This is a genomic window from Nocardia otitidiscaviarum NBRC 14405 (assembly GCF_000308635.1).
Taxonomy (GTDB): domain Bacteria; phylum Actinomycetota; class Actinomycetes; order Mycobacteriales; family Mycobacteriaceae; genus Nocardia; species Nocardia otitidiscaviarum.
Genome location: NZ_BAGD01000095.1, coordinates 22,022 through 48,235, shown reverse-complemented (window position 1 = coordinate 48,235; position 26,214 = coordinate 22,022). Strand labels below are relative to the sequence as shown.

General features: G+C 68.9%; 27 protein-coding genes and 1 pseudogene. 14 read left to right on the top strand and 14 right to left on the bottom strand.

Annotated features, from left to right (window positions below; all coding sequences use genetic code 11):
• Window positions 1-5: 5 nt before the first annotated feature.
• The 3 genes from ON31_RS20605 (at window position 6) to ON31_RS20600 (ending at window position 2,313) form a co-directional block, all read left to right on the top strand.
• A complete protein-coding gene (locus ON31_RS20605) occupies window positions 6-377 on the top strand; it encodes a DUF2628 domain-containing protein (RefSeq protein WP_051037536.1) in 372 nt (123 codons plus the stop codon).
• Between the two features lie 109 nt (window positions 378-486).
• On the top strand, window positions 487-738 hold the full coding sequence (locus ON31_RS36825; protein ID WP_115061549.1) for a hypothetical protein: 252 nt from the start codon (window positions 487-489) through the stop codon (window positions 736-738).
• Window positions 739-894: 156 nt separating this feature from the next.
• Window positions 895-2,313: an MATE family efflux transporter gene (locus ON31_RS20600; protein ID WP_081592607.1), complete on the top strand. Its 1,419-nt coding sequence runs from the start codon at window positions 895-897 to the stop codon at window positions 2,311-2,313.
• A gap of 58 nt (window positions 2,314-2,371) precedes the next feature.
• Here ON31_RS20600 and ON31_RS20595 read toward each other — a convergent pair whose 3' ends face one another.
• The 3 genes from ON31_RS20595 to grpE form a co-directional block, all read right to left on the bottom strand.
• Window positions 2,372-3,070: a hypothetical protein gene (locus ON31_RS20595; RefSeq protein WP_039815968.1), complete on the bottom strand. Its 699-nt coding sequence runs from the start codon at window positions 3,068-3,070 to the stop codon at window positions 2,372-2,374.
• 184 nt (window positions 3,071-3,254) lie between these two features.
• Window positions 3,255-4,382 (bottom strand): 3-ketosteroid-9-alpha-monooxygenase, oxygenase component, encoded by a 1,128-nt coding sequence (locus ON31_RS20590; protein ID WP_039815966.1) that lies wholly within the window; start codon window positions 4,380-4,382, stop codon window positions 3,255-3,257.
• 41 nt (window positions 4,383-4,423) lie between these two features.
• Window positions 4,424-4,984, bottom strand: coding sequence for a nucleotide exchange factor GrpE (gene grpE / locus ON31_RS20585; RefSeq protein ID WP_255222185.1), 561 nt, complete (start codon window positions 4,982-4,984; stop codon window positions 4,424-4,426).
• A gap of 50 nt (window positions 4,985-5,034) precedes the next feature.
• On the opposite strand from grpE, the gene ON31_RS20580 reads away from it, so the two are divergent.
• From ON31_RS20580 to ON31_RS20560, 5 genes are all read left to right on the top strand, one after another.
• Window positions 5,035-6,717: an Hsp70 family protein gene (locus ON31_RS20580; RefSeq protein ID WP_029928047.1), complete on the top strand. Its 1,683-nt coding sequence runs from the start codon at window positions 5,035-5,037 to the stop codon at window positions 6,715-6,717.
• Window positions 6,718-6,727: 10 nt separating this feature from the next.
• The gene (locus ON31_RS34775; protein WP_051037535.1) at window positions 6,728-8,743 is read left to right on the top strand and encodes a hypothetical protein; all 2,016 of its coding nucleotides are present in this window, start codon (window positions 6,728-6,730) and stop codon (window positions 8,741-8,743) included.
• Window positions 8,635-9,426 (top strand): SaeA-related protein, encoded by a 792-nt coding sequence (locus tag ON31_RS20570; RefSeq protein WP_039815964.1) that lies wholly within the window; start codon window positions 8,635-8,637, stop codon window positions 9,424-9,426. The genes ON31_RS34775 and ON31_RS20570 overlap by 109 nt, the downstream gene beginning before the upstream one ends.
• A gap of 182 nt (window positions 9,427-9,608) precedes the next feature.
• Complete coding sequence (locus tag ON31_RS20565) at window positions 9,609-10,553, top strand: metallophosphoesterase family protein (protein WP_029928051.1); 945 nt, start codon at window positions 9,609-9,611, stop codon at window positions 10,551-10,553.
• Window positions 10,554-10,672: 119 nt separating this feature from the next.
• Window positions 10,673-11,833: an XdhC family protein gene (locus ON31_RS20560; RefSeq protein WP_039815962.1), complete on the top strand. Its 1,161-nt coding sequence runs from the start codon at window positions 10,673-10,675 to the stop codon at window positions 11,831-11,833.
• 48 nt (window positions 11,834-11,881) lie between these two features.
• Here the strand turns inward: ON31_RS20560 and ON31_RS36820 are convergent, their stop codons facing one another.
• From ON31_RS36820 to ON31_RS20545, 4 genes are all read right to left on the bottom strand, one after another.
• Window positions 11,882-12,025, bottom strand: a complete 144-nt coding sequence (locus tag ON31_RS36820; RefSeq protein ID WP_157533737.1) for a hypothetical protein — start codon at window positions 12,023-12,025, stop codon at window positions 11,882-11,884.
• Between the two features lie 172 nt (window positions 12,026-12,197).
• Window positions 12,198-13,640, bottom strand: coding sequence for a DUF1254 domain-containing protein (locus ON31_RS20555; protein WP_147287096.1), 1,443 nt, complete (start codon window positions 13,638-13,640; stop codon window positions 12,198-12,200).
• A gap of 351 nt (window positions 13,641-13,991) precedes the next feature.
• On the bottom strand, window positions 13,992-14,504 hold the full coding sequence (locus tag ON31_RS20550; RefSeq protein ID WP_039815958.1) for a nitroreductase/quinone reductase family protein: 513 nt from the start codon (window positions 14,502-14,504) through the stop codon (window positions 13,992-13,994).
• Window positions 14,505-14,595: 91 nt separating this feature from the next.
• A complete protein-coding gene (locus ON31_RS20545) occupies window positions 14,596-14,943 on the bottom strand; it encodes a hypothetical protein (RefSeq protein ID WP_039815956.1) in 348 nt (115 codons plus the stop codon).
• Between the two features lie 211 nt (window positions 14,944-15,154).
• Here ON31_RS20545 and ON31_RS20540 point away from each other — a divergent pair, with 211 nt between their 5' ends.
• Window positions 15,155-15,757, top strand: a complete 603-nt coding sequence (locus ON31_RS20540; RefSeq protein ID WP_051037534.1) for a hypothetical protein — start codon at window positions 15,155-15,157, stop codon at window positions 15,755-15,757.
• A gap of 129 nt (window positions 15,758-15,886) precedes the next feature.
• On the opposite strand, the gene ON31_RS20535 is transcribed toward ON31_RS20540, so the two are convergent.
• Window positions 15,887-16,480 (bottom strand): hypothetical protein, encoded by a 594-nt coding sequence (locus tag ON31_RS20535; protein WP_039815954.1) that lies wholly within the window; start codon window positions 16,478-16,480, stop codon window positions 15,887-15,889.
• An 82-nt stretch (window positions 16,481-16,562) separates the two neighbouring features.
• On the opposite strand from ON31_RS20535, the gene ON31_RS20530 reads away from it, so the two are divergent.
• Window positions 16,563-16,973, top strand: coding sequence for a RidA family protein (locus tag ON31_RS20530; RefSeq protein ID WP_039815952.1), 411 nt, complete (start codon window positions 16,563-16,565; stop codon window positions 16,971-16,973).
• Window positions 16,974-17,002: 29 nt separating this feature from the next.
• Here ON31_RS20530 and ON31_RS20525 read toward each other — a convergent pair whose 3' ends face one another.
• The 3 genes and pseudogenes from ON31_RS20525 to ON31_RS20515 all read right to left on the bottom strand — a co-directional run.
• Window positions 17,003-17,428, bottom strand: a complete 426-nt coding sequence (locus ON31_RS20525; protein WP_051037533.1) for an alpha/beta fold hydrolase — start codon at window positions 17,426-17,428, stop codon at window positions 17,003-17,005.
• Between the two features lie 76 nt (window positions 17,429-17,504).
• Entirely contained in the window at window positions 17,505-17,903 is a 399-nt protein-coding gene (locus tag ON31_RS20520; RefSeq protein ID WP_039815948.1) for a VOC family protein, read from the bottom strand.
• A gap of 74 nt (window positions 17,904-17,977) precedes the next feature.
• Window positions 17,978-18,940 (bottom strand): annotated as a pseudogene (locus tag ON31_RS20515) (helix-turn-helix transcriptional regulator); the annotation flags it as partial.
• A 63-nt stretch (window positions 18,941-19,003) separates the two neighbouring features.
• Between ON31_RS20515 and ON31_RS20510 the strand changes: the two are divergent.
• The 3 genes from ON31_RS20510 (at window position 19,004) to ON31_RS20500 (ending at window position 21,946) form a co-directional block, all read left to right on the top strand.
• The gene (locus ON31_RS20510) at window positions 19,004-19,357 is read left to right on the top strand and encodes a YybH family protein (RefSeq protein ID WP_039815945.1); all 354 of its coding nucleotides are present in this window, start codon (window positions 19,004-19,006) and stop codon (window positions 19,355-19,357) included.
• Between the two features lie 140 nt (window positions 19,358-19,497).
• Complete coding sequence (locus ON31_RS20505; protein ID WP_039815943.1) at window positions 19,498-20,874, top strand: acyl-CoA dehydrogenase family protein; 1,377 nt, start codon at window positions 19,498-19,500, stop codon at window positions 20,872-20,874.
• 121 nt (window positions 20,875-20,995) lie between these two features.
• On the top strand, window positions 20,996-21,946 hold the full coding sequence (locus ON31_RS20500) for an alpha/beta fold hydrolase (RefSeq protein ID WP_039815941.1): 951 nt from the start codon (window positions 20,996-20,998) through the stop codon (window positions 21,944-21,946).
• Between the two features lie 33 nt (window positions 21,947-21,979).
• On the opposite strand, the gene ON31_RS20495 is transcribed toward ON31_RS20500, so the two are convergent.
• From ON31_RS20495 to ON31_RS20485, 3 genes are all read right to left on the bottom strand, one after another.
• Window positions 21,980-22,699 (bottom strand): TVP38/TMEM64 family protein, encoded by a 720-nt coding sequence (locus ON31_RS20495; RefSeq protein WP_039815939.1) that lies wholly within the window; start codon window positions 22,697-22,699, stop codon window positions 21,980-21,982.
• A gap of 159 nt (window positions 22,700-22,858) precedes the next feature.
• Window positions 22,859-23,998: a TfoX/Sxy family DNA transformation protein gene (locus ON31_RS20490; RefSeq protein ID WP_115061551.1), complete on the bottom strand. Its 1,140-nt coding sequence runs from the start codon at window positions 23,996-23,998 to the stop codon at window positions 22,859-22,861.
• A 49-nt stretch (window positions 23,999-24,047) separates the two neighbouring features.
• On the bottom strand, window positions 24,048-24,644 hold the full coding sequence (locus ON31_RS20485) for a TetR/AcrR family transcriptional regulator (protein ID WP_039815937.1): 597 nt from the start codon (window positions 24,642-24,644) through the stop codon (window positions 24,048-24,050).
• 61 nt (window positions 24,645-24,705) lie between these two features.
• On the opposite strand from ON31_RS20485, the gene ON31_RS20480 reads away from it, so the two are divergent.
• Window positions 24,706-26,079 (top strand): flavin monoamine oxidase family protein, encoded by a 1,374-nt coding sequence (locus tag ON31_RS20480; protein WP_039815936.1) that lies wholly within the window; start codon window positions 24,706-24,708, stop codon window positions 26,077-26,079.
• Window positions 26,080-26,214 lie beyond the last annotated feature (135 nt).

Sequence of the window (26,214 nt, the reverse complement as noted above, 5' to 3'; positions counted from 1 at the left end):
TGCCGGTGCCCGGTGACGAAGCTGTGGGACCCGGGGCGCCGGAATACCGCCAGGCGGTACGCGGTCTGCCGTTCCGCAAGCAGATGCTCGTGGGGTCGAACTTCATCGCCTTCTTCTTCGGGCCGATCTATTTCTTCGTTCTCGGTCTCTGGAGGAAGAACCTCTCGCTGCTCGGAATCTGGGTCGGGGTCGTTGTCGCGATCATCGCACTGGAAGCGATCATGGAGACAACGGTGCCCGACCTGGTTGCCCGAGGTGTCGGTTTCGGTATGGCCGCGCTGTACATGTCGACCGCGAACTACGCCTATTACCTGCAGCGCACGCGTGGGATCCAGGGGTGGAACCCCTTCGAGGGGATGGGCAAGCGCGCGCCGTAGCCGTTCGTCGGCCCGTCCACGTGCTCTTTTCCGGGTGCCGGTGAGACGGCATCAGAACCGCGCCTTGTCATCTCTCACCGGAGGTGCTGTTCTGTGGCAGTCTGGCCGCGTGCGTGAGAGTGAAAAGGCCGGGCATGAAAGCGGAGTCGCTGCGATCATCGAGAGGATCGCGGTCAACAACGGGGGAGCCTTCGGGGTGGAGGTTGCCGTCGGGAGAAGGGTTGAGGTTCGACCTTCGACGCAGCGGATGGCTCAGCCCGCCCGAGTATTCTTCCTCTGTTCGGTGTTCATCGCTGTTCTGCTGGCGGTCCTCCTATGCGTGGGAGTGACTTTCTTCGGGTTCCTGGTCTTCCTCTTCTAGCGGCACGGTTCGCCAGTTCCGGATCGGTACACGGGATACCGTTTCGGTCGGTGAATGGCCACACGGCACATCTCGCCAGGGTGGCTTCGAGCCGGGCCTGCGGGCTTGCCGCGGCCGTGCTCGGAGTGTGTCGGCGGCGTGTGCGATCGTGATCGAATGCGCGAGGGTGATGGCGAAGTGGCCGAGGAGTCGGAGACCGTGGCGCGGAGTGAGGCGAATACGGTGACGACCGCGTACCCGGATCGGGGCGCGGATGCCGTTGATGCGGGACCGCGGCGGATTCTCGGAATCGCCGTGCCGACGCTCGGGGTGCTGGCGGCGGAACCGCTGTACCTGCTGTTCGATATGGCCGTCGTGGGGCGGTTGGGGGCGTTGGCGTTGGCCGGGCTGGCGGTGGGCGGTCTGGTGCTGGCGCAGGTGTCGGCGCAGTTGACGTTTCTGAGTTACGGCACCACGGCGCGGGCGGCGCGGCGGCATGGTGCGGGGGATGAGCGCGGCGCCGTGGGGGAGGGGGTGCAGGCCAGTTGGGTCGCGGTCGGGGTGGGGTTGGCGATCGTCGTGGTCGTGCAGGCGCTGGCGGGGCCGGTGGCTCGCGTCATCGCGGGTGGGTCGGAGATCGCGGACGAGGCGCTGCCGTGGCTGCGCGTGGCCCTGTTCGGGGTGCCGTTGATCCTGCTCTCCATGGCGGGGAACGGATGGATGCGCGGGGTGCAGCAGACGCGGCGGCCGCTGCTGTATGTGGTTGCGGGGCTGGCATTGTCGGCCGTGCTGTGTCCGGTGCTGGTGCACGGGCTGCTGGGTGCGCCGCGCCTGGAGTTGACGGGTTCGGCCGTCGCCAATCTGCTCGGGCAGCTCGTGACCGGCGGGCTGTTCGTGCGCGCGCTGTTGCGCGCCCGGGTGCCGCTGGCCCCGCGGCCCGACATCATGAAGGCACAGCTGGTGCTGGGCCGCGACCTCATCGCCCGCAGCCTGGCCTTCCAAGCCTGCTTCGTCTCGGCGGCGGCGGTGGCGGCCCGGTTCGGCGCGGCCTCGGTGGCCGCGCACCAGCTGGTGCTGCAACTGTGGAATTTCCTGGCGCTGACCTTGGATTCCCTGGCCATCGCGGCACAGACGCTGGTGGGCGCGGCGCTGGGCGCGAACAATGCCCGGGGCGCGCAGGGCCTCGCGCGCCGGATCACCGGCTGGTCCACCATCTTCGCGGTGCTGCTGGCGGTGGTGTTCGCACTGGGGCACACCGTGATTCCACTGCTGTTCACCGATGATGCCGGCGTGCTCGACCGCACCCACGTGGTGTGGTGGTTCTTCGTCGCCATCATTCCGGTGGCGGGTGTGGTCTTCGCCCTGGACGGCGTGCTGTTGGGTGCGGGCGATGCCGCCTTCCTCCGCAATGCCACCCTCGGTTCGGCCCTGCTCGGCTTCCTGCCGGTCATCTGGCTGTCGCTGGCCTTCGATTGGGGGATCGCCGGAATCTGGTGGGGCCTGGTCGCTTTCATGGTGCTGCGCCTGATCGCGGTGTCGTGGCGGGCACTGTCGGGCCGGTGGGCGCGAACTGGCGCGGAGGTTCCGCACCGGTAGACATCCCCGAGCCGACGGCCGGTCAGCTCGGGGGTGCCTACCTGGGCGGGAAACGGCCCTACTGGCCGTCGAGTTGCTTCACTACGTCCCGGTAGGCGTTCGGTACCGTGACTTCGATCAGGTGATTCTGCGCCTGCTCAACCGTCCAGCCGAGCTCGCCGTCTTTCCGCTTGTCTTCCCGAGCGAGATCATTGTCCAGGTTGATGTCGAACATCATCATCAGATCGCGCTTCCTGTCGAGCACGAAGACCGTGATCATCCGACCGGCCACGTAGGCTTTGATGAACGTCGCCTCGTCCCAGGGGCCTTCGATCGTACGATCTTCCACGTCCTCGTCGTCGTCCCTGATCAGATTCCGGCGCAACTGGATCTGCTCGTCGTAGCGTCCGGTAGGGGTTTGGTATTCCCGGTCGGCATAACGTTCGTCGACCTGTGAGGCGGTGGCGAGCCCGAACGAGATGTCGCCGTCGATCTTGCGGGCATACGAGTCGTCCCCCTTGCCGTCGTCGACCCAGATGACCGACCCGGCGCACGGCCTGACGCCACCGGTCAGCTCACCACCGCGGCTGTTGGGTTCCTTTCGGAACCGGTCGTAGTCCAAGAACTCCACGAACTCCTGCAAATGCTCGCCGAGCACCTCACACGGGTCCAGGCTTTTCGGGCTCCGGGACGACGCGGTGCTCGGTCCGCCGCCGGGGATATTCGATCCATCGGCCACGACCTGCCTGTCGCCACAGGCCACCGTCGCCATGATCATGGCGGCAGCGAGCGGCACGACCCTGAGCTGCCGAAGTGTGGTCCGAGTTCCCCGCATGTCTGTCCTCCCATATCTGTGACACGTCGCCTGCGCGTTAGCTGTTCGCGCAGGCGGCGAGATCGTGACATGCGTTCCAGATATAGACAAAATGGACATTGTTGTGTGGGGTGCGGTGTGCCTCCGGTTAATCCCGCTGTTCCAGGTTGGCGGCCACCTCGGCCTGCCAGGCACGGTTGGCGTGCGTGGTGTCGACCTCGAATTCGAAGCGCTGCGTCATCTCCGGCGTCACATCGGCGACATCCACGTAGAACTGTTCGTACCAGCGGCGGTGCTGGTACACCGGCCCGTCCTCCTGGGTGAGCAGCGGGTTGTCGATGCGGGTCTTGTGTTTCCAGATCTCCACGTCCTGGAGGAAGCCGACGCCGAAGCTCTTGGCGAACGCCTTCGCCAGCTTGTCGGCCTTCTCCGGCGGCAGCCCAGGAATCCGCTGCACGCTCACCCCGTACTGGAGGACGAAGGAGTCCTGACTCACCGGATAGTGGCAGTTGATCAGCACCGCCTCGACGGTGTAGTCCTCGAAGTCGTTGTGCAGATAGTTGATCATGTACGCCGGCCCGTAATACGAAGCCTCCGAACGCAAGAGCGCCATCTGCGAGTAGTTCGATCCGGTGGCCATATCGGGCCGCCCCTTGGAGCGCAGAAACTGCGTCGCCACATGCCCTTCGAACACGTTCTTGAAGTACACCGGATACGCGTAGTGGATATAGAAGAAGTGCGCCATATCCACGTTGTTGTCGACGATTTCGCGGCAGTGCGAGCCCTCGATGAGCATGGAGTTCCAACTCCAGTCGCTCCACAGGTCGGACTCGATGCCCTCGATGTGGGGTATGGCGACCTCGGGCGGCGGCGGATTGCCCTCCGGGTCGTTCCACACGAACAGCTGCCCGTTCTCCTCGCAGGTGGTCCACGACCGCGTGCGCGCCAGCGGCGGTACCCGGCGCGCGTAAGGGATTGCGGCACAGCGCCCGTCGCCGCGCCAGCGCCAGTCGTGGAACGGGCAGGCGATATCGTCGCCCTTGACGCTGCCGTAGGAGAGGTCCGCGCCCATATGGCGGCAGTAGCCGTCCAGCACGTGCAGCTCACCCTTGCTGTCCGCCCAGACGACGAGCTTCCCGCCGAACGCCTGGATCGCGTGGGGTTGACCGTCGCGGAAGGTCTCCGCCAGTCCGAGGCAGTGCCATCCGCGCGCGTAGCGGGTCATCGGCTGCCCCACATCGATGGACCGATAGGTCTGGCTTCGAGTGTGCGCCATGAGCCGAGGTTAGGCGCCTCGGCGCAAAATTGCAACCTGTTCTAGTTTTGCGTCGTGGCTCCGGAGCGGTGCCGCCGCACCACCACCCGTGCCGGACGCACCGACCGCTCCGCCACCAGCAGCCCCGGCTGCACCACCGCGTCGACGGTGCGGTCCGCCGCCGGATCGTCGGTGGCCGTCACCTCGGCGGCCTCCATGGTCAGCGCGTCGAACACCGCCCCGGGTTCGGGCGCCACCAGCCGCCCACCGCGCCCGGTGAGCAGCCGCTCCACCCGCCCCGCGAAGGTCTCGAACGCGGCCCGCTCGGTCTCGGATCCCGCCGTGTCCGCGAGCGTCCGAGCGTCGCCGTAGAGCGCGAACAGCTCCACCACCAGCGGCAGATCCGCCCCGGCGCGCTCCCGCTGCGCCCTGGCCTTGGCCTCGTCGACCAATCGCTCGATGGTGCCCGCCTGTCGGGCGATCACCCGGGCGAGATCGTCCACGCGCTCGAGCACCCGCTCGGTCAGGTGGTCGGTCACCGGCGCGGACACGCCCGGTCCGGGTTCGGTATCGGTCGTCGCGTCGGTCTCGGATCGTCCAGCGGCTGCGGCGGATTCGGTCACCGGCAAACTGTATCGCCGCTGTCGGATTTCGGCTGCTACGATCGCCAGCCATGGGGGTCTTCGGCATAGACCTGGGCACGACGAATTCCGCTATCGCGCGTATCGACGCGGATGGTCGCCCAGAGGTTCTGGTTGGGTTGAACGGTGAACCGACGGTCCCCTCGGTGGTCCTGTTCGCCTCCGCCCACGACCACGTGGTCGGTGAGGGCGCGCGACGGCAGGCCCGACTGGATCCGGAGCATGTGTGCGCGCTGGTGAAGCGCCGGATGGGCGATGCGGACTGGCGGTTCATGGCGCACGGGCAGGCGTGGTCCGCGCCCGCGGTGTCCTCGCTGATCCTCAAGAGCCTCGCGGCCGACGCGGAATTCGCGGGGGCGCAGCCGGTGCAGCGGGTGGTCGTCACCGTGCCCGCGTACTTCGGCGACGAGGAACGCCGCGCCACCATGCAGGCCGGAAGTTACGCCGGATTCGACGTGGCGGGCGTGCTCTCCGAACCCATCGCGGCCGCACTGTCCTACGGTTTCGGGCGGCTCGACGGCAGCCTCGATGTCGGCAAGGGCGACACCCGCGAAACCGTCCTCGTCTACGACCTCGGCGGCGGCACCTTCGACGCCACCGTCATCGAACTGGCCGACCGGCGCATTTCCGTGCTCGCGGTGGAGGGCGACCATCAGCTGGGCGGCGCGGACTGGGACGAGCGCATCGCACTGCACCTGTCGCAGCGGTTCTGCGCGGAGCATCCGGAGGCCGAGGATCCCCTGGATGATTCGGCCGGATCGCAGATGCTGGTGCTGGCCGCCGAACGCGCCAAACACGAATTGAGCGAGGCCGAGAGCACCGAGGTGGTGGTCGCCCACGACGGGGTCCGCGCGGTCGTCACGCTCACCCGCGCCGAGATGGAGGCCATGACCGCCTCGCTCATGCGCCGCACCCTCGACCTCACCAAGGCGTGCCTGGCCGCGGCCGGGCAGCGCGGTGTGCACGCCGTGGACCGGGTGCTGCTGGTCGGCGGCTCCTCCCGCATGCCCATGGTGGCGCGGGAATTGCAGCGTGAACTGGGCCTGGTGGGCGAACTGCGCGACCCGGACCTGTCGGTGGCGCGCGGCGCGGCGCTGTACGGCGAGAAGCTGGAGATGGAACGCCTGGTGGTCGCCGATCTGGTGACTCGCGGGCGGCTGCGCGACGGAGCGGAACTGCGCGAGGCGTCCCCGGCCGATCTGGAGCAGTCCATCGCGCGGGTGGCCGATTCCTTCGGGCAGCCGGTGGGCCTGGTGCGCCGCATGCTCGAGATCCGGGTGGACACCGTGGTGTCGCGCGGATTCGGCGTGCTGGCGCTGGACCCCTACAGCGGCCTGGCCGCCAGCTGGCTGGTACACCGCAATCAGACCCTGCCGATTCGGGTGCGCCGCTCCTACGGCACCGTGCGCGCCGATCAGGATCAGATCGAGCTCACCATCGTCGAACAGCAGGGGCAGGCCGCCTCCGTCCGGCCCGAGGATACGAAAGTCTTGGTGGAGGGCCATATTCGCAATATTCCGCCCGGCTATTCGGCGGGCAGCGAAGTGCAGGTCACCTTCGAGATGGGGTTCGACGGGGTCTTGCACGTCACCGCCTATCACGTGGAGGCGCGCATGCCGCTGACCCTGTCGGTCCAGACCGGCGCGACCCTGTCGCAGGCGGATGTGGCGCGCGAACTGGACCAGTTGCAGCGCACCCGCCGCCGCCCCGCCTAGGCGAGAACAGATGCAGCCCTTCAGCCCCAACGACTATCGCAAACGCGTGCTCGCCGCCGTGGAGCGCCGCGGCGGCCTCGAGCATTCGGATGCCTTCGAGCTCTACGACATTCCGCTCGACGAGGCGACCACACTCACCGACAGCGAGGTGGAAGCGCGGATCGAGGAGGTGTGGGGCTTCTGGCAGAAGCAGCGTGACCATCCGAAGTATCGGGTGCTGGCCGGGCTGCTGGTGGACGGCCACGAAGAGCTGTCGTACCCCTTGCTTTCGGCGGCGTCGCGGCGGGTGGAGGCCGATCGGGTACGGCAGCTGCGGGCGCGGCGCGAGGGCGAGCGCTACGAGATGCTCGACACCGCCATCGAACGAATGGTGAACCGGCACGGCGGAATCCCCGCCGCGAAGCTCCCCGGTCTCGAGGATATCGGCAAGCTCAGCGGACTCGACGCCGACGAGATCGCCGCCCGGCTGCGCCGACACCGGATTCTCGACGAAACCCCCACCGCCGCAGCGCCGCCCACGACCGAGGTGACCGCGCAGCGGCGTCAGCAGATCCGCCAGCTGCTCACCGAATACGAGCGCCTGCTCCCCGGCGACCCCGTTCCGACCCTGCTGGTGCTGCTCGGCCTGGACTACGCCCGCGCCCACGAGACCGCCGAGATCCGGCTGCGCGCCGAAGCGCTGCGCGCCCGCACCCGCGAACTGCCTCCCGGTCGCGTCCGCGTGGTACTGGACGAACTGCTGGTACACGTCCAGGATCTGCTCGAACCCGGCGGCCACACCGTCGACGACTATCTGCGCGCCATCGCCGCCGATGTCGCCGACCAACTGCGCCCCCAGGTCCGCGCCGCCATCCTGGTGGAAGACCAACTGGTGGAAGCGGATTACGACTTCCTGGTGCACGAGGCCATCGCGGGCGGACTGGACCACTCGACGGCGCAGCAGGTGGTCATCGGGCTCGCGACCGAGCTGGGATCGACCGTGGAGGGCGTCACGGGCGGGCCGAACGCGGGTGCGCGCGGCGCGGCTCGGGGAACGTCGGCACCCGGTGTCGGGCAGAGCGGTGCGGGCCATGACGGGTCGCGGGGCGGACCGGCACCGGCAGGTTCGGCGCACGGGTCCACTCACGCAACCGAGGCGCCTGACGGTGCGGCGCAAGGATCCGGATACCGCACCGAGGGACAGGGCGGTTCGGCGCACGGTTTCTCGCGCGGCGGTGCGGCGCGGGACGCTTCGGGCCACGGCTCCGACCATCGCGGTCCCGGGGGCGGATACGGCACCCCGCCTGCGGGCCACGCGCACGGCGGCGGTACCTCGTCCGCGAGCCCGCACCCACGCGCCTGGGAGGAACCCCTGAAGGCCGCGCGGGCCGCGCTGCGCGCCGGGCATCCGCGCAAGGCCGCCCACCATGTGGAGCGGGCGCGTCGTGCGGTCGACGCCGACGGCACCGGTATGACCTCGGTGCGCCCGGTCGCCGAGGAGGTGGATCGGGTGCTCGCCGAGGCGGTCGTTCGCTGGCGTTCGGCCACCGTCGGCTGCGCGGGCAAGCGTTATGTCGAGGCCCTCGACCACCTGCAGTATCTGGAGCGCCATGCCTCCGACGTCCCCGATCCGCAAGGCGGCCGGGATCTCTCGCAGCTCCTCGCGGAGGCCCGCGCCGCCATTGCCGAGGCGGACCGCCTGCTCGCCGCCGCCCCCACCGGGCCCCTCGACACCCGCATGCGCGCCATGCGTGCCGTCCTCGACCTCTGCGCCGACCACACCGGTGCCCGTGCCGCCCTCGCCGCCGTCCCCATCGACCCGCCCGGTGCGCTCACCGCCATCCGCCAACCCAATGGCACCGTGACCCTCACCTGGGAACCCTCACCCACCGCGGATGTCGAATACCGCGTCGCCTGCAACCCGACGACTCCTGGCGGGTGGTCGGCCGCACCCGCGCCACCGAACTCGAGGACGGCGGCGCCCCCGACGGCCCGCTCCCGATCTACGGGGTGGTCGCCACCCTGTCCGGCCGCACCTCGGACATGAGCCGCACCGACGCCCCGAGCACCCCGCCGCCGACCCCCGCGCCGACCCCACCGACTCCCGGCCGCATCGACATCACCCGCCCGGACCGCCGTGCCGCCCGAGCCGCCGCCCGTGCGAACGCCAGCGAGGGTGCGGGCGCTGCCGCTGCTGCGTCGACCGCCGCTGGCTCAGGTACCTCCGGCGCGGGTGGCGCAGCGATCCCGGCCGCCGCGACCGATACGAGCACCGGAGCCGCCTCACCCGTCGCTCCCGGTGGGGCGGGCGCTGCCGCTGCCGCGACCGGTGCCGGCGCGGCTGATCCCTCCGGGGGTGCGCACGCGTCGACCGGTTCGAGCCCCCACCCGGGGGCTGCGCCATCGACCGATCCCGCACCCAGCGGCATCCCCGTGGTCGAGAATCTCGCGATACGCGGCGATGTGCTGACCTTCGACTGGCCACTCGGCGTCACCGAGGTCATGGTCGTGGTCCGCACCGATTCGCCGCCGGTCGCCCCCGACGATCCCGACGCCCGCGCCTGGAAGCTCACCAACACCCGCTACCAGATCGACGGCGGCGGCCGTCTGCCCGCAGATATCCCGCGTCCCTGCCATATCGCCATCGCTTCCACCCGGCGCGAGCCCAATGGAATGCTCACGGTGGCGGTCGGATTCGCGTCCTCGGCCCGCACTCGGTGGGAGGCTTGACCTCATACGGCTGTGGGTGGCGGCTCAGCACGGCCGTGGACAGATGATCACCACTGCCGTGGGCGGGTGATCGGCGTGCGATCGCGCATGGGAATCTGGTGGGAGCCGCCGCTGTTGCCGCAGGGAGTGCGTGCGGCGCGTGGTCGTGAGCAGAGAGGCGGAGCTGGGTGAATCCGAAGCTGATGGCGGTGAGCGACATCCATGTCGGTCATCAGGGCAACAAGCCGGTGGTGGAGCGGATCCGGCCGGACTCGCCCGAGGACTGGCTGATCCTGGCCGGTGACGTGGGCGAGAAGACCGACGACATCCGCTGGGCGCTGGAGACCCTGCGCGGCCGCTTCGCCAAGGTGATCTGGGTTCCCGGCAACCACGAATTGTGGACCACCGCAAAGGATCCCGTACAGATCCACGGCGCTCCCCGCTACGACTACCTGGTCTCGCTGTGCCGCGACCTGGATGTGATCACCCCGGAGGACCCGTTCCCGGTCTGGACCGGCGCGGGTGCGGAGGAGTACGGCGGCGCGGTCACCCTCGCACCGCTGTTCGTCCTCTACGACTATTCATGGATGCCCGACGGTGCGCTCACCAAGGCGCAGGGCCTGTCCATCGCCCGGGACCGCAATGTGGTCGCCACGGACGAGTTCCTGCTCTCCCCGCAGCCGTACGCCACCCGCGACGCCTGGTGTCACGCCCGCGTGCAATACACCCAGCGCCGCCTGGACGCGCTCGCCCCCGATACCCCGCTGGTGCTCATCAACCATTTCCCGCTGCTGCGCGACCCCACCAAGATGCTGTTCTACCCGGAGTTCGCGCTGTGGTGCGGCACCGAACTCACCGAGGACTGGCACATCCGTTACAACGTGGTCTGCTCGGTCTACGGCCACCTGCACATTCCGCGCACCACCTTCCACGAGGGCGTGCGCCACGAGGAGGTGTCGCTGGGCTACCCGCGTGAGTGGCAGCGGCGCGGGCTGCCGGACCAGCTGCTCCGCCAGATCCTGCCGACACCGCAGTACGGCCCGGACGATCTGAATGCCTGGGGTGGGCACTTCAAGATCACACCCGAGATGGAGAAGATGGCTGCGCAGATGCGGGCGCAGGCCGACAAGCGGCGCGGGTTGGCCTAGCGGAACCGGATCTTCACCGCTCAGAGCGCCGCATCTGGCGCCGATTCGTCAGTAGCTGAATATTCGCCACATCAGCGCTGCGGCGTGCATGCCGACCATCCCACTGTGATGATGGGGGAGTGCGCGAGCTGCTGCCAGAACTGCTCGACCAGGTCCGGCGCGGACCGGTCGCGCTCGCCCGCATTATCGACGTCACCGGCGCGGGACCGCGTGAGGTGGGTGCCGCCATGCTGGTCACCCCGGCGGGCGAGGTTCTCGGTTCCCTGTCCGGCGGCTGCGTCGAATCGGCCGTGGTGGACTCGGCGGCCACCGTCCTGCGCGGCGCGGATGCGGTGGTCGAACGCTTCGGCGTGGCCGACCCCGACGGTATCGCCGTCGGCCTGACCTGCGGCGGCGAGATGGAGATTTTCGTCGAGCGGGTCGACGCCGTACAGCTGCCGCTGCTCGAGGTGCTACATCGCGACATCTGTGCTGGTCACCCGGTCGCCCTGGTGACCAGCATCGACGCCACCCCGTCCTGGCAGCTGATCCACCCCGGCCCGGCCGATGCCCCGCCCCGAGCTGCCCTGTCCGGTGCCGCCCCGCCCCGCAACGCCCCACTCCGAGACGGACCGGCCCGAGCATCCTCGTCCCGAGGCGGCCCGGCTCCCTCCCGTGATGCCCTCGGCATGGCGCGGGCGGGGCGCACCGGTTCGATCGGCTCCGACGCATGCGAGGGTTCCGACTTCCCATCGCGCGCCTTCGTGCAGAGCTTCGGCCCGCCCGCCCGCATGATCCTGGCCGGAGCCAACGATTTCGTCCGCGCCCTCAGCCGCACGGCCGCCCAGCTCGGCTACCGCGTCACCGTCGTCGACGCCCGGGAAACCTTCACCACCCCAAGCCGTTTCCCCGCCGCCCAGGAGGTGGTCGTGGACTGGCCGCACCGCTACCTGCGGCGCGAACACGACGCGGGCCGCCTCGACTCCCGCACCGTGGTCTGCGTCCTCACCCACGACCCCAAATTCGACGTCCCCCTGCTCGCCGAGGCGCTCGCCATTCCCACCCTGGCCTTCGTCGGTGCGCTCGGCTCCCGCCAGACCCACTCCGACCGCCGCACTCGCCTCATCGAGGCGGGCCTCACCACGGATCACCTGCGCCGCCTGCGCAGCCCCCTCGGTCTCGACCTCAATGCTCGTACCCCGGAGGAAACCGCCATCTCCATCGCCGCCCAGATCATCGCCGAGACCGGCCGCGCCTCGGCTCGCCCGCTGTCCACCCTGGACGGCCCGATCCACTACTGAGGCAACAGCTTTCGCAGCGGCCGTGAGCGATGTCGGCGGAGGTCCACCCTAGCCGATCGCCCGGTCGACGAGTAGCAGGGCGGCGACGAATCCGGCCGCCACCACCAGGGGATAGTTTCCGGATGCCGTGGTGTAGTCGAGTATCGACGCCACCAGGAGAATTGCGAGGATGAGGAAGAGAAGCCGCTTCACTGGGATGCCCCCTTGGCCGGCTTCCAGCATAAAGAGTGCGGATTCCTCAGTGCCACAGGTGAACTCGGTCGTGGCAGTGTCCGGACATCGATGGGGCGGCGGAGGGGCGGTATGCCCACCGGAATGGCCGTCCGGCAGCTGAATTACGCTGCCGGACGGCCGGTTCGGTGTGTCAGTCGCGGGTGACGGCGGGCGGGTTCCAGCTACCGTCGATAATCGCCTGATCGGGCCAGTAGAGCCGCAGCAGCATATTGAAGTCTCCGCCGGCGGGGGTGGGTAGCCAGTTGGATTCCTTGTCCGCGCCGGGGTTTTCGCGCTGAATATAGATGTCGACCGACCCGTCGGGATTCTTGGTCAGCCGCTCGCCCCGCACGGCGTAGCGGTTGTCCGGATTGTCGACGAAGAATCCTTGTTCGTCGTACATGGTGAGCGACCAGAATCCTTGGACGGGCGGAAGCTGGTCGGCGTCGAAGTGCAGCACGTAGGAGTGCTCGGAGTTGAGCTGAGTGTTGCTCGCGTCGACGCGGGTGGCCGGATAGATCGCGTCCTGCGGCAGATTCGCGCCCAGACCGGCATAGGCGACGACCGCGCGGGCGGCGTAGTTGGTGCCGTAGTCGCCGATATCGCTGCGCGCGATCCGCCAGCCGTTGACCTCGTCGTTGCCGAGATCGACCTCGATCTGCGCCAGCGCCTTCGGCCACGCCTGCTCCCATCGGTTGCGCTCGGCGTCCGGGAGCGTGTTCGGATCGAGCTTCGTCCTCGGGGACCAGCCGATGGAGGCCAACTGATCGAGCAGGGCTTCGTCGCCGGGGCGGGTCTGGGAGTGCGACAGGCTCGAGTAGTACAGCTCCCAGTACTGCTGCGGGGTCAGATCGTGGATGTACTTGGCGACCTCCCGACCCCGGGGCCAGTCCGGATGCAGGTCGGTATTCGCCGGGGGCGTGTAGGGCGTGCCGTACGCACTGAGCGGGACCGCGGTCATCCGGTCCTGGATGGCGATCACATTCGGTACGTCGTCGGGGCCCTCCACCTGGATGCGGCCGATCATCCAGCCGGAATCGGTGGCGAGCCGGTATTCACGCACCCCCTCGGGCAGACTGCCCCGCCAGTCGGGACCGACCAGTGCGAATTCGTAACCCGACACGTCGCCGAGGGTCCTCGAACCCGGGGAGGCGTCGATATCGGTCCACATGTCCATGATCGGGAACAGGTGGTAGCGGTCGCCCATATCGGGAACGCTGACGATCAGCGGCTCCTGTGCGACATCGAAGAACATCGACGTATAGAGGGTGTCGACATTGGGCCGCACGACGTTCTTGAACGTCGCATCCGGGAGGAAGTGCAGTGGCGCGAGCTGATTCATCGGGGCCGCACCGATCAATGGATCCCGGGCCGGATAGTTGGTCGACTGCCGCCGCGTCACCTCCACCGCCACCAGCGGATAGGTGTACACGTACGCCTGCACCGCCAGATCATCGGCGGTCGGAGCGGAGGCCCCGGTCGGCTCCGATGATTCCGAGGAATTCGACGAGCAGGCCGCCGCCAGCGCGATCACCGCCACCATCCCCATCGCGACCGCCGCCCTGCCGCGTCCAGATTTCGAACTGCTGATCACCGCATCCTCCTGTGTGGATCCGCCGAGCACAGTTGCGAGTGAGCCAGGCTGCTCACTCCTCGCGAGCGTAACCGCTTCCTGCGTGCGGAGTTGGAACGACGAGACCCTCGCGGCATTTCATGGCCTCCAGCGGTCAGCCCGCACACCTCCAGATGCCGTGCGGCGCATCAGCGATCTCGCCCCACCTCAGTCCGGAGGTGTCACGGCGATTACCGTGGACGTCGGTACCGACTTCTTCAGGGTGACCAGCAGCGGGCAGTCTCGAGCCGCTGCCGTCCGCGCGGTTGTCGACGCGGCCGATTACGAGCTGGCCGGTTCCTGATTCCGCTCGTGCCGAATCGGCCGGGGCGTTCAGCTCTCGTCGTCGAAGGTCAGGACGACCAGCGGTATCGGTCGGTCGACCTTGGACTGGAAGTCCGCCAGCAGTGGGTTCTCGGCCAGTACCCAGGCCGCGAACTCGTCGTATTCCGCGCCTTCCAGCGCCTTTCCGGTCGCCCGGTAGGTCTTGTCCCGGAGCTCGACGGTGACCTGCGGATTCGCCTTGATGTTGTACCACCAGGCCGGGTACTTGTCCTCGATGAACGAGCTCACGTACATGACGTCGCCCCGGTGCAGCGGGCCCAGCGGAGTCGTGTGCCGCTTACCGCTCTTGGCTCCCGTGGTGGTGAGCAGGATGAGATCCCCACCGGCGTATGCCCCGCCCACCTTGCCCGAGTTGTTCCGGAACTCCTCGATCACATCGGCGTTCCAGTTGGCGATGCCGCCTTCTTGGTCCCACGCCTGGTTCCACGGCGCGTTCGGGTCGTCGTAGTCGGTGATCGTGGGCTGATCCGGTTGTTCCGCAGTCGATTCGAAGTCGCTCATGATTCGATTGTGGCGCAGGGATAGGACAGATGCTGTCCTAGTTCGGCGCGGGGCTCGCGATTTCCTCGGTCGATGACATGAGAGAAGTACGTCACGCAGGACCGTTCACGGCCAGCAGGAAGCTGACGACCCCCAGACCGATCAGCAGTGGAATCGCCAGCAGTGGCCATATCAGCAAGGAACGCTTACGCGACCAACTCCGCACCATCAGCACCAGTGCGACGCACCCGACACCGAGCGTTCCGAAATTCATCAGGCCAGCGCCTACGTCCACGTAGGTGCGGCACCGGTCGGTGCATGCGCTGGACTCACCCCCGGGGGCACCGATGAAGCCGATCATCAGCGTCGCGGTCATTCCAGCGAATACCACGAATGCGAGCAGGACCACCGCTGCGGTCAGGTCAGCGGCACGCAAACCCGGTTTGTTGTCAAACTCCACGGCCGCAGGATAATCCGAAACACGGGCCGGGGGAGTGCGGATCTTCGGCACCATCGGCGGCCCGAATGTCGGTGACTCATTATGCGCCCCATGACAATCAACTCGTCCAGATGGAGGTTGTTGCGGCGGTGGTGGACGGCGGATCGGGGGACAATCGATACCAGGAACATCTGTGGCCGATGGCGATGACAGCGCAGCTAGGACGGGTGACATGGCCGATACCTTGGTGTTGGACGAGTTTCTTCCCACTTACGACCACGTCGTCTCCGTTTCGCGGGTTTTCCGAGCGCCGCCCGGGGAGGTTTTCGAGGCGGCGGTGACCATTGATCTGTATCGACTTCCGCTCGCGCGATTGCTGATCGCGGCCCGTGGGCTACCGGCGCGGATCTCCGATGTGCGGGCGCGGCGGCGGGGCGAGGCGGTGCCGCCGGAACCGCCGACGTTTCGGGTGCGGGACCTACCGGAGCACGGGTGGATGCTGTTGGGTGAGCGCCCGCATTCCGAACTCGTCTTCGGCACCGTGACCAAACCCTGGCGCGCGCTCGGTGGTGAACCCGAGAAGCCTGTTACCGCGGAGAACTTCGCCGGTTTCGACGAGCCGGGGTTCGCCAAGATGGCCGAGAGCACCAGGGTCAGCCCCTATGGCGCCCACGCGTGCATCCTCACCCTGGAAACCCGCGTGGCGGCGACGGACGAGGACAGTCGGCGGCGATTCCAACGCTATTGGCGGTTGACCGGACCATTCATCGAACTGATCCGCCCGGCCGTGATGCGTGCCCTCGAACGGAAGCTTTCGCAGCCTGTCGCCCGGTGAGGATCGATTTCGCGGCACTACGCGTCACGAAGATCACGCCGTGAATGTCCGGCGGTCATACAGACCGGATCGTCATGGGCATGGTCACCGTCGTCATCGGGCGGATGTATTGTGGACAGTTCCCGCAGCTCAGCGACTTCCGCTGTGCCCGAGTCGTTTCCGGATCGAGGGCGGGGAGCCGCGCGGGCGTCGGGATGCCGGGCGGAGCACGCCGATCAGCACCGCGATACCTCCGATCGCGAACAGCAGGCCGAGCACCAGACAGAATCCGCCGATGAAGATGGTGACGATCAGGTTTCCCGCCCAGCCCGCACCACGTTCATACGCCTGATTCACCCGGCTCGCCGAGTTCCAGCTGTCCGGGCTGCCGCGCACGAGTTCGACGGCGACCCGGTCGCCCGGTGTGCAGGAGTGGACGTGTACACGGAGTCCGGTGCGGACCGGCCCGGCGTGTTCCGGAGTGAAATCGCCCCAGCAGGTGAATCCGGAGCTGCGCCCGCTCGTACGCGTCTTCCCGGTAATGGTCACCATGCCCGCACCGTCGCCCCGCCCGGCCCAGGACGCGGCCAGCGCGCGCGTGGTATGTCCGGCCACATCGACCAGAACGTGCAGGAAGAAGTAGCCGACGGCCAGGCACACCAGCGCGAGTATCAGCGCGGCGCGCCGTTCGCCAGGTGTGTGTACCGTCGCCCGGCTCCGCGCCCGCCAGCGCCTGTTCCGCATGAATCGAACCCTTGTCATTGGCTTGCGCGTCCGGTCTTCTGGTGGCATCGATGCATCGTCCGGCGTGCGACATGATGGCCACATGCCCGAACACATCACCCTAATCCGCTCCGGCATTCTTTCCGACACGGCCGAATATGCCTACGCCGCGACGGCTCCCGCTGGCGCGCGATTGATCTTCATGGCCGGAGCCTGCCCGCTCGAGGCCGACGGTTCCACCGCCGCGGTCGGTGACTACGTCGGTCAGGCGCGGAAGGTCGTGGCGAACCTGCGCGTCGCCCTTTCCGATGCTGGTGCCTGTCTCGACGACGTGGTCAGTACCCGCGTCTATGTTGCCTCCTCGAACCAAGCCGACCTGGTAGCGGTCTGGGAGGTGGTGAGAGACGCCTTCACCCCTCATGATCCACCGAGCACGTTGCTCGGCGTCACCGTGCTCGGGTACGACAATCAACTCGTCGAGGTGGAGGCTGTTGCGGCGGTGGTGGACGGCTGATCCACGGATTGCTCGGCCGCCGGGCCGACCTACGGCTCGGGCTGCTCGGCGAATGCGGCGATGGCCCGCATCATCGCCTGGATCATCGCGGGACCACCGTGCCCTTCGTCGTCGATCAGGACGAAGCGGGATCCCGGCCAGGCCTTGTGCAATTCCCACGCCGTCGCCGCCGGTCCGCTGACGTCGAGCTTGCCCTGGATCAGCACTGCGGGAATGTGATGCAGCGCGGGCAGGCCATCCCACAGCGCTGACGGCGGCAGGAAGGCCGCATGCTTCCAGTAGTGCACCACGAGCGTGGCGAACACCCGTCGCCACACCGGATCCTGCTCGTCGGCAGCCGGTTTCGCGCCGAGTGAGACGTGCGCGTCCTCCCATGCCATCCAGGAGTCCACCGCTCGCGTCCGAACCTGTTCATCGGTGTCGGTGAGCAGGTCGCTCGGATAGCCCGCGTGCACGATGGTCCGCTGAAGGAATCTCGATTCGACTGTCAGAGATCGCGAGTAGTGGTGTCCGCGCGATTGCTTCGCATCGCTATGTGCTCGACGGGCTCCCTACCGCTTCCACGCGGCGTCGCAGGAGGCAGAATTCGTTGCCCTCCGGGTCTGCCAGGACGTGCCAGGAGACGTCGGGGCCCTGGCCGATGTCGATCGGGCGGGCGCCGGCGGCCAGTAGGCGGTCGAGTTCGGTGTGTTGGTCGCGGTCGGTGGGGTTGAGGTCGAAGTGCAGGCGGAGTTTGGTGCGTTTCGGTTCGGGGTTGGGGAGGAACATGAGGGTGGGTTGGGGGCCGCCGAAACCGGTGTCGGGCGGGCCTATTTCGAGGGCGCCGTCTTCCCTGCCGAGTTCCACGTAGCCGAGGACCTCGCACCAGAAGTCGCCCAGTCGTTGCGGGTCGGCGCAGTCGATGAGGAGTTGGGTGATTCGGCAGGCCATGGAGGTGACGGTACCTGCGCGGGATCGTCCCGGGTAGTCGTTTTCGGTGCTGGTCGGCGCGTTCGGGGGGATGCTTCGTAGTGGGCCACGATCGCGGCGGCGCGGTCGCGTAGCGAGGTGCGCAGCCATTGCGGCGCAAGAACTTCCGCATTGGCGCCGAGCTGCCACAGCGCCCATTCGGCATGTCTCGAATCCTGGAAGGTCACTTCCAGCCGGACCCAGCCGTCCGGGTCGTCGGTCTCGGTGCCGACCGACAGTGCGGTGCCCACCAGTTCCGCCCGCTGCGCCGGATGCACCCGGGCCAGCACGGTGACCTGCTCGCCGCCGGTGCGGAAGCGGGTGGCGCGCTCCTCCCAGGCCCGCGCCAAATCGACGCGGTCCGGGCGCTGCGCGGGTTCGGGGAGCGCTTCCGCGGCCCGGATCCGGGACAGCCGATAGGTGCGCTCCGCCCCGGACCGCGTGGCCATCAGATACCCCTGGCCGCGCACGGTGACCAGGCCGATCGGGTCCACCGTCCGCCACTGCGGGGTCTGGTCCACGGCGGCGTAGTGGATGCGCAGCCGATACCCGGCGAATACCGCCCGCCGGACCTCGGCCCCGATCGCGTCGGGTACGTCCTCGGCGATCAGACGGCGGGCGAGCAGGTCGGTCTCCGGTTCGATGAGCAGCCGCTGCGCCGCGCCGGTCGCGGTGGCGCGATTGCTGTCCGGAAGCGCGTCGACCACCTTGCGCATGGCCGAGGACAGCGCCGTGCCGAGGCCGAAAGCCAGTGCGCCGCGCCGTGATCCGGCGACCAGCAGAGCGAGCGCCTCGTCGTGGTTGAGCCCGGTGAGCTCGGTGCGGAAGCCGGGCAGCAGAGCGAAACCACCCCGCCGTCCGCGTTCGGCGTACACCGGGACCCCGGCCGCGGACAGCGCCTCGATATCGCGCAGCACCGTGCGGGTGGACACCTCGAGTTCGCGGGCGAGCGCGGTGGCGGACAGTCGACCGTGCTGGCGCAGCAGCAGCACCAGCGAGACCAATCGGTCGGCGCGCATGCCGAGAACTCTATCGGAAATACCTGACAGAGGATGTCGTGTTTCGTTGGCAGGGTTGTCGGCATGACAAACAACGACAAGGCCACCGACCCCAACGACCTGGGCAAGTACTTCATCGAACGCGCCAATGCGGGCGACGTCGACGGACTGGTGGCGCTGTACGAGCCGAATGCCGTCCTGGCCTTCCCACCCGGCAGCCTCGCCACCGGGCACGCGGAGATCCGCAAGGTCTACGAGCAGTTCGTCGCGGCCGCGCCGGTGCTCACCCCGGGACGGCAGCATCCGGTGCTGGTGAGCGGCGACCTGGCGCTGACCGCGTCCACCCTCACCACCGGTGAGATCACCGTCGAGATCGCCCGGCGACAACCGGACGGATCCTGGCTGTGGGCCGTCGACCAGCCGGCACTGGAGGCGTAACGCGACGGCGGTGGGCCGGTACGGCTCGGCCCACCGCCGCACGGCGGGCCCGCGAACAACCGACGCGGGCGAACGGCAATCCGAACGAACAGCAATCCGAACGAACGGTTCGACGGCACCCGACCGGGTATCGACCAATCGTGACCTTCGATCTGACACCGACGGCGGCGCAGCACGAGCTGGCCGAGCGGGCACACGAGTTCGCTCGCGACCACATCAGACCGGTGGCCGCCCACTACGACCGGGCCCAGGAGTTCCCGTGGCCGGTCCTGGAGGAGGCCGCCGCGCGCGGGTTCTACAGTCCGCTGTTCTATCGCGACCTCATCGGGGACCCGACCGGACTGTCGCTGCCGATGTTCATGGAGGAGCTGTTCTGGGGCTGCGCCGGAATCGGTTTGGCCATCGTGATGCCTGCCTTGGCGCTGTCGGCGATCGGCCGCGCCGCGACACCCGAGCAGATGATCCACTGGGCGCCGGAATGTTTCGGTACGCCGGGCGACCTGAAGCTCGCGGCACTCGCGATCTCGGAACCCGAAGGCGGCAGTGATGTGCGCAACCTGCGCACCCGGGCCGTCCGCGACGGCGACGACTGGATCATCGACGGCCACAAGATGTGGATCGGCAATGGCGGCATCGCGCACGTGCACGTGGTGAACGCGGTGGTGGACGAACAGTTGGGCCATCGTGGCCAGGCGCTGTTCGTGGTGCCCGGCGGCACACCGGGATTGCAGCTGGTGCGCAAGCTCGACAAACTGGGCTGCCGCGCCTCGCACACCGCCGAGTTGACGTTCGACGGCGTGCGGGTGCCGATGGAGAATCTGCTCGGCGGGCCGGAACGGCTGGAGCGGATGCTGGCCGAGCGGCGCGAGGCGCGCGGCAACGGCCGCTCCGGTTCGGCGACCCTGGGCACCTTCGAGCAGACGCGTCCGATGGTCGCCGCGCAGGCGCTCGGAATCGCCAGGGCCGCGCTCGAATACATGACGTCCTACGCGAATCGGCGCGAAGCCTTCGGTGCGCCGATCATCGACAATCAGGGCATCTCGTTCCCCATCGCGGACCTGGCCACCCAGATCGACGCCGCGCGGCTGCTGACCTGGCGCGCATCCTGGATGGCCGCGCGCGGAGTCCCCTTCGAACGTGGCGAGGGGTCGATGGCCAAACTGGCGGCCAGCGAAATCGCCGTGCGGGCAACCGAACGCGCGATCCAGACGCTCGGCGGATGGGGGTACATCACCGACCACCCGGTGGAGAAGTGGTATCGAGACGCGAAGCTGTACACCATTTTCGAGGGCACCAGCGAGATCCAGCGCATTGTCGTCGCCCAGGCGATGGGAGCCGCCGCGGGCCGCCCGCCCCTGCATATCGACCTCGAACCGTCGGGCGGGCCGCTGAACCGGATGTTCGGCCGCGGCACCCCGGCGCGCGGGCGGGCGGCCGCGGCGGCGCTCGGTATGCGCGACCGCGTGCCCGCTCCGGTCGTGCGGGCCGCGATGAAGGTGCTGCGGCCACCACGCTGAACCGCACCTAGGTGGCGATTCGCTCCACCCTGGGCGGCGACGCCCACCCCTCGGTGGGCTGATGTCGGCGGCCACTCCGGCGGACAGTGGAACATATCCCGTCCAGGAACCGGAGCCACCGATGTCGATCTCGCGCACCACCGCCAGCACGGCGCACCGCCGTGCCACGGTCCGGACAGCGGACGGCATCGCCCTGGCGGTGCGGGAGTACGGCCCGCACGACGCGGAGTCGACCGTGGTGCTGCTGCACGGGCACTGCCTGCGCGCCGAGTCCTGGACCTATGTCCGCGACGCCATGGCGCGGTATCCGGGCGCGCGCATCGTCTGCTACGACCATCGCGGGCACGGCGCGTCCGCCGCCGCGCCCCGGCGCACCTACCACCTCGAACAGCTCGGCCGCGATCTGCGCGATGTTCTCGACGCGGTCGCTCCCACCGGACCGGTGGTCCTGGTCGGGCACTCCATGGGCGGCATGACCGTGCTCACCTACGTCAGCCAGCACCCGTACGAGATCGGCACCCGCATCGTCGGTGTCGGCCTCATCGCCACCGCCGCGAGCGGTCTGGCCGACGCCGGATTCGGCCGCCTGCTGCACAACCCGCTCATCTCCCTGTTCCAGACCGCCGTCCGTGTCGCACCCACGCTGATGCAGCGGGCGAAACTCCTGGCGTGCAAGGTTTTCGCGCCCATCGTGCGGGCCGCCGAATTCGGTGACCGCAAGGTCAGCCCGCGCGTACTCGCACTCGCCAACGCCATGCACAACCAGACCTCGATCGTCACCATGGCCGGCTTCCTGAGTTCCTTCGCGACCTACGACCAGACCGCCGCCCTCGGCGTGCTGTCGAAGATCCCCACCCTGGTCGTGTGCGGCGCGGCCGACCTGATGACGCCGCCCGCCCACTCCGTCGCCATCGCCGCCGCCGTCGACTACGCCGATCTCGTCCTGATCGACACCGCCGGTCACTCGGTGATCCTCGAACAGCCGGTGCCGGTGGCCGAGGCGATCGGCCGCCTCCTCACGCGCGTGTCCGGCACGCGCACCCACCCGCGCCGACTCTCGCTCGCCGCGTGATTCGTGCACTCGGGGGCGGTCGCCACGCACGGGTCAGCTGTCGTGGGCGGCCGGGGAGCCGGCATCGCCAGCCGTGCGGGATTGCCGCCAGAGCCGGTAGCCGCGATGGGCGGTGAACGCGCCGAGGATCGCGACCACGCACCAGACCGCGACGGCGGCGAAGGCGAGCGGTGCCGATAGGTCGCCGATCGACGCGCCGAGGGCGGTGTAGACGAAGGCGCGCGGGGTCGAGCCGATGAGAGCGCCGACCGCCATCTGCCACAGCGGGATTCCGAGCGCCCCGAACAGATAGGCCGCCATGGCGTCGGAGACACCGGGGATGAAACGCTGGCCGACGACCGCCCAGAGGCCGCGTCGGCGGATCTGCGCGTCCAGCAGGTCGGCGCGCGCGGGGCCGAGCAGTTCGCGGGCGCTCGCATGACCGGCCCGCCGCCCGAGGAAGGCACAGAGGGTGGCCGTTCCGGCGGTGCCGCCCAGCGTCACGAACGTCCCGACCAGAGGGCCGAACAGCAGGCCGCTGCCCGCGGCCAGAATCGGCCCCGGAACGAAGGTCGCGCCGAGCAGTGCCGCGGCCGCCGCATAGGCCAGCGGTGCGGCGGGACCGGTCGCGGCGACCAGGTCGCGCACCCCGTCGACATCGACAACACGCGCGATGGCCACGAGATAGAACAGCGTCGACAGGAACACCACGCACAGCGCGAGGCGCAGGATGTGCCGCCGTCGGCTGGTCGGCGGACCGTCGATCGCTGTCATGGTGCATCACCCTGCCGCATCCGAGGGCGAGCCCGCGACCCGGGCGCTCAGCCGATGCCGTCGCCGGGTGTGAGCGGCCGGATCACGCGGGGGCCGGCCGCCACGCTCGGTGGTACCGGACGCAGTCGTGCATCCGGTACCACGTGGCCCCACCCCCGATCAGCGCGCCGCCGGAAGGCGCGCCCGCCGTGTCGGCAGCCGAGCTGGGCGCGAGGAGCGGCGGCGTTCCGGCGTGGCGGGAGCGGGTAGGTCCCCGAGGGCCTCGAACAGCTCGCGCCGCCGGGCCGCGGAGACGCTACGGCGGTCGCGATAGGTGAGCGCGGCCTCCATCGCCCACAGCATGTCGAGGGTCAGACCCCGTACCCGTGCGGCGTGCAGGCGGCGATACGCCTCGACCGGGCCGACGGCCGCCAGTCCGTCGAGGGTGTTCACGTCGGCGTGAACCAGTACCGCCGCGGCCTCGCGGCCGAGTTCCCAGCCGCCGCTGCGCCATTCGCGGATCCTGAGATGGGCGTCGCCCCTGACCGATTCGGCCTCGCGCCACACCGCGCAGCGCAGGGATTCGGGGTCTGCCGGTGCGTCGTCACGCGAGAGCACCTGGGCGCGGGCCTGGTTGGCCACGCTCACCATCGGGTGGAAGCGTCGGAATATCTGGATCTCGCCGTCGTACCCGTAGTCCCAGGGGCCGAGATAGGTGTAATCGCTGCCGTACCCACCCGTCGTGTCGAGACCGGCCGCGTCCAGCGCCCATGCGCGGGCCTCATCCGGAGTGCGCGGACGAAGGACGAGCAGGCCGCTGCGACGCCTGACGCTGCCCCGGTCCTCGCGTCGGCGAGAGTGGTCCCACCAGGTCTCGCGCACCGCCGGCCGCAGCGTCCGATCGAGGCCGAAGGTGTGCCAGCGCACGGTACCGTCCGGATTCGACAGCGGCAGTCGGTTCTTCAAGCTTCGGGCGATGCGGTCGTCGAAGGGCGTGCACCAGCCCGGCACCAGCACGATCGGATCGGCCGGGTCCGCGTCGAACGGGTTCGGGCGCAGGAACGGCCGGTCGACGAGCACGACCGTGTGCGGACGTGCCTGATACGACAGGCCCCACAGCAGCCGAGCCAGCAACCGTGCGCCGTGGTCGTCGGACAGTACATGCCAGGTGTCGTGGAATCGGTTCGTGCTGAACCCGGCACGGGTGCCCGGCCGCAAGGTGATCACGGTGTGGACGCGACCGGGCGACCGCACCAGATGCCGGTGCAGTTTGAGGCCGTCGGAAACGGATCGGGCGGTGGCCGGACGTTGCTGCTTCATCGTGATCCATGACGCCACAACGGTGTTCGCCGCACAACCGAATTTCGCCCTACGGCCGTTGCGTGGCCAGCCCGCCGAGCAGCTCGTGCACCAGCCTGGCGCTCAGCGTCCGGGCGTGTGCGGGGTCGTCGGTCTCGGTGATGGTCAGCGGCAATTCCGTGAGCGCGCCGTAGAAGGCGCTCGCGATGAGTTCGGCCGGATAGGGCCGGATGAGTTCGGCGGCCAGCAGCTCGCGGATCGCCTCCAGGAGCAGACCGCCGAGATGCCGCTGGTCGAGTTCGCGCCAGCGCCGCCAGCCCAGCGCGATCGGGCCCTGCTGCAGCACGATCTGCCGGTAGTCGGGTTCGGCGCAGATCTCGAGGAATTCCGCGATGCCGCGGTCGATCCGCTCGAAGGGGTCCGACACCGCGGCGACGGCACGCCGGATGCGTTGTGCCGCTCGGTCTTCGAGCAGTACGACGACCGCCTCGAACAGGCCGCGCTTGCCGTCGAAGTGGTGGTAGAGCGCCCCTCGGGTGAGGCCCGCGGTGCGCACCAGTTCCTCGGCCGAGAGGTTCGCGTACTCGCGTTCGGCGAACAGGCGCGCGGCGGTGTCGATCAGCGTCTGGCGGGTGTTCTCGGCGTACTTCTCCCGCAGGGATTCCATACGCCATGGATATCACATACAGTGCGAATGTCAGATACATGATGTATGAAAGCAGGTGGTCATGGATAGGTCGGTGGGTGTCGTGGTCGTCGGGGCTGGGATCGCGGGACTGGTCGCGGCTCGCGATCTGGTGCGCGGCGGGGCCGATGTGCTGGTGCTGGAGGCGCGCGATCGGGTCGGTGGGCGACTGCTGAACGGCGAACTGCCCGGCGGGGCGCCCATCGAGGTGGGCGGCCAGTGGGTCGGGCCCGGACAGCATCGGATCCTGGCATTGCTCGCGGAACTGCGCCTGGACACCTATCCGACGCATACCGCCGGGCGGAGTATCGCCGAAATCGGTTCGGCCCGATCGGAGTACACCGGTCGTATCCCGAAGCTGAACCCGCTGGCGCTGGCCGATGTCGCCCAGGCGCAGTGGCGGCTGGACCGGATCGCGCGTCGCGTCGCGGCGGGGGAGCCCTGGCTCGCGGCGGAGGCCGAAACGCTGGACGGGCAGACCTTCGCGACCTGGCTGCGGCGCACCGCCCGCACCCCCGGTGGCCGGTCCTTCTTCCGGATCATCACCGAGGCGGTGTTCTCCGCCGAACCCGAGGACATGTCGGCGCTGTGGGCGGCCTTCTACGTCGGCGCGGCGGGTGGTCTGGACGCCTTGATCAGCACGGCGGGCGGGGCGCAGCAGGACCGTGTCGTCGGCGGTTCGCAGAGCATCGCCACGGTGCTGGCCGAGGGCCTGGGGGAGCGGATCGTCCTCGGCGCGCCGGTGCGCGATATCGAATGGGACGCCGCAGGGGTCCGGGTCCGCGCGGGCCGGACCGTGGTGCGGGCCCGGCGTGCGGTGGTGGCGGTGCCGCCGCCACTGGCGGCGCGCATCCGCTTTACGCCGGGACTGCCCGGTGATCGCGACCAACTCGTACAGCGGATGCCGATGGGCCGGGTGATCAAGGTCAATGTCGCCTATGACGAACCCTTCTGGCGGCGAGCCGGTTTCAGCGGTCAGGCCAACAGTGATCGACGTGCGCTGGGCACCGTCTTCGACAACACCCCGCGCGACGGCGCACCCGGCGTGCTCGTCGGATTCCTGGAGGGACGACACGCCGATACCGCGGCACGCCTGGATCTCGCCGACCGTCGCGCCCGGGTCATCGACGACCTCGTCGGCTACTTCGGCCCGCGTGCCCGCACGCCCATCGACTACCTCGAACGTGACTGGGCCGAAGAGGAATTCAGCCGCGGCTGCTACGGCGCCTTCACCCCACCCGGCGCACTCACCCGCTTCGGCCCCGCCCTGCGCGCCCCGATCGGCCCCCTGCATTGGGCGGGCACCGAAACCGCCACCCGCTGGGCCGGATATATGGACGGCGCGGCCGAATCGGGCCACCGGGCCGCACGGGAAGTCGCCGCTGCCTTGGCCGCCGCTCCGCGCCTGACCGTGTGAGCCTGCCCGGAAGCCGTGGCCCCCGCATGTGATCGCGTGCGGGAACGGTTGTTCGCTCCGCGGATGGATGGGTCGGAACAAGTTGTGCGCGAACAGCATACGAGCCACCGCGGTGCATCGCTCGGCGGCTCGGTG

Excerpts from the sequence above, each read along its gene's own strand:
- ON31_RS20600 (WP_081592607.1), top strand. The coding sequence starts at position 895 with ATGCGCGAGGGTGATGGCGAAGTGGCCGAGGAGTCGGAGACCGTGGCG.
- ON31_RS20480 (WP_039815936.1), top strand. The coding sequence starts at position 24,706 with ATGGATAGGTCGGTGGGTGTCGTGGTCGTCGGGGCTGGGATCGCGGGA.
- ON31_RS34775 (WP_051037535.1), top strand. The coding sequence starts at position 6,728 with ATGCAGCCCTTCAGCCCCAACGACTATCGCAAACGCGTGCTCGCCGCC.
- ON31_RS20595 (WP_039815968.1), bottom strand. The coding sequence starts at position 3,070 with ATGATCATGGCGACGGTGGCCTGTGGCGACAGGCAGGTCGTGGCCGAT.
- ON31_RS20580 (WP_029928047.1), top strand. The coding sequence starts at position 5,035 with ATGGGGGTCTTCGGCATAGACCTGGGCACGACGAATTCCGCTATCGCG.
- ON31_RS20530 (WP_039815952.1), top strand. The coding sequence starts at position 16,563 with ATGCCCGAACACATCACCCTAATCCGCTCCGGCATTCTTTCCGACACG.
- ON31_RS20520 (WP_039815948.1), bottom strand. The coding sequence starts at position 17,903 with ATGGCCTGCCGAATCACCCAACTCCTCATCGACTGCGCCGACCCGCAA.
- ON31_RS20540 (WP_051037534.1), top strand. The coding sequence starts at position 15,155 with ATGGCCGATACCTTGGTGTTGGACGAGTTTCTTCCCACTTACGACCAC.
- ON31_RS20495 (WP_039815939.1), bottom strand. The coding sequence starts at position 22,699 with ATGACAGCGATCGACGGTCCGCCGACCAGCCGACGGCGGCACATCCTG.
- ON31_RS20535 (WP_039815954.1), bottom strand. The coding sequence starts at position 16,480 with ATGCGGAACAGGCGCTGGCGGGCGCGGAGCCGGGCGACGGTACACACA.
- ON31_RS20490 (WP_115061551.1), bottom strand. The coding sequence starts at position 23,998 with ATGAAGCAGCAACGTCCGGCCACCGCCCGATCCGTTTCCGACGGCCTC.
- ON31_RS20500 (WP_039815941.1), top strand. The coding sequence starts at position 20,996 with ATGTCGATCTCGCGCACCACCGCCAGCACGGCGCACCGCCGTGCCACG.
- ON31_RS20510 (WP_039815945.1), top strand. The coding sequence starts at position 19,004 with ATGACAAACAACGACAAGGCCACCGACCCCAACGACCTGGGCAAGTAC.
- ON31_RS20550 (WP_039815958.1), bottom strand. The coding sequence starts at position 14,504 with ATGAGCGACTTCGAATCGACTGCGGAACAACCGGATCAGCCCACGATC.
- ON31_RS20565 (WP_029928051.1), top strand. The coding sequence starts at position 9,609 with ATGGCGGTGAGCGACATCCATGTCGGTCATCAGGGCAACAAGCCGGTG.
- ON31_RS20485 (WP_039815937.1), bottom strand. The coding sequence starts at position 24,644 with ATGGAATCCCTGCGGGAGAAGTACGCCGAGAACACCCGCCAGACGCTG.
- ON31_RS20590 (WP_039815966.1), bottom strand. The coding sequence starts at position 4,382 with ATGGCGCACACTCGAAGCCAGACCTATCGGTCCATCGATGTGGGGCAG.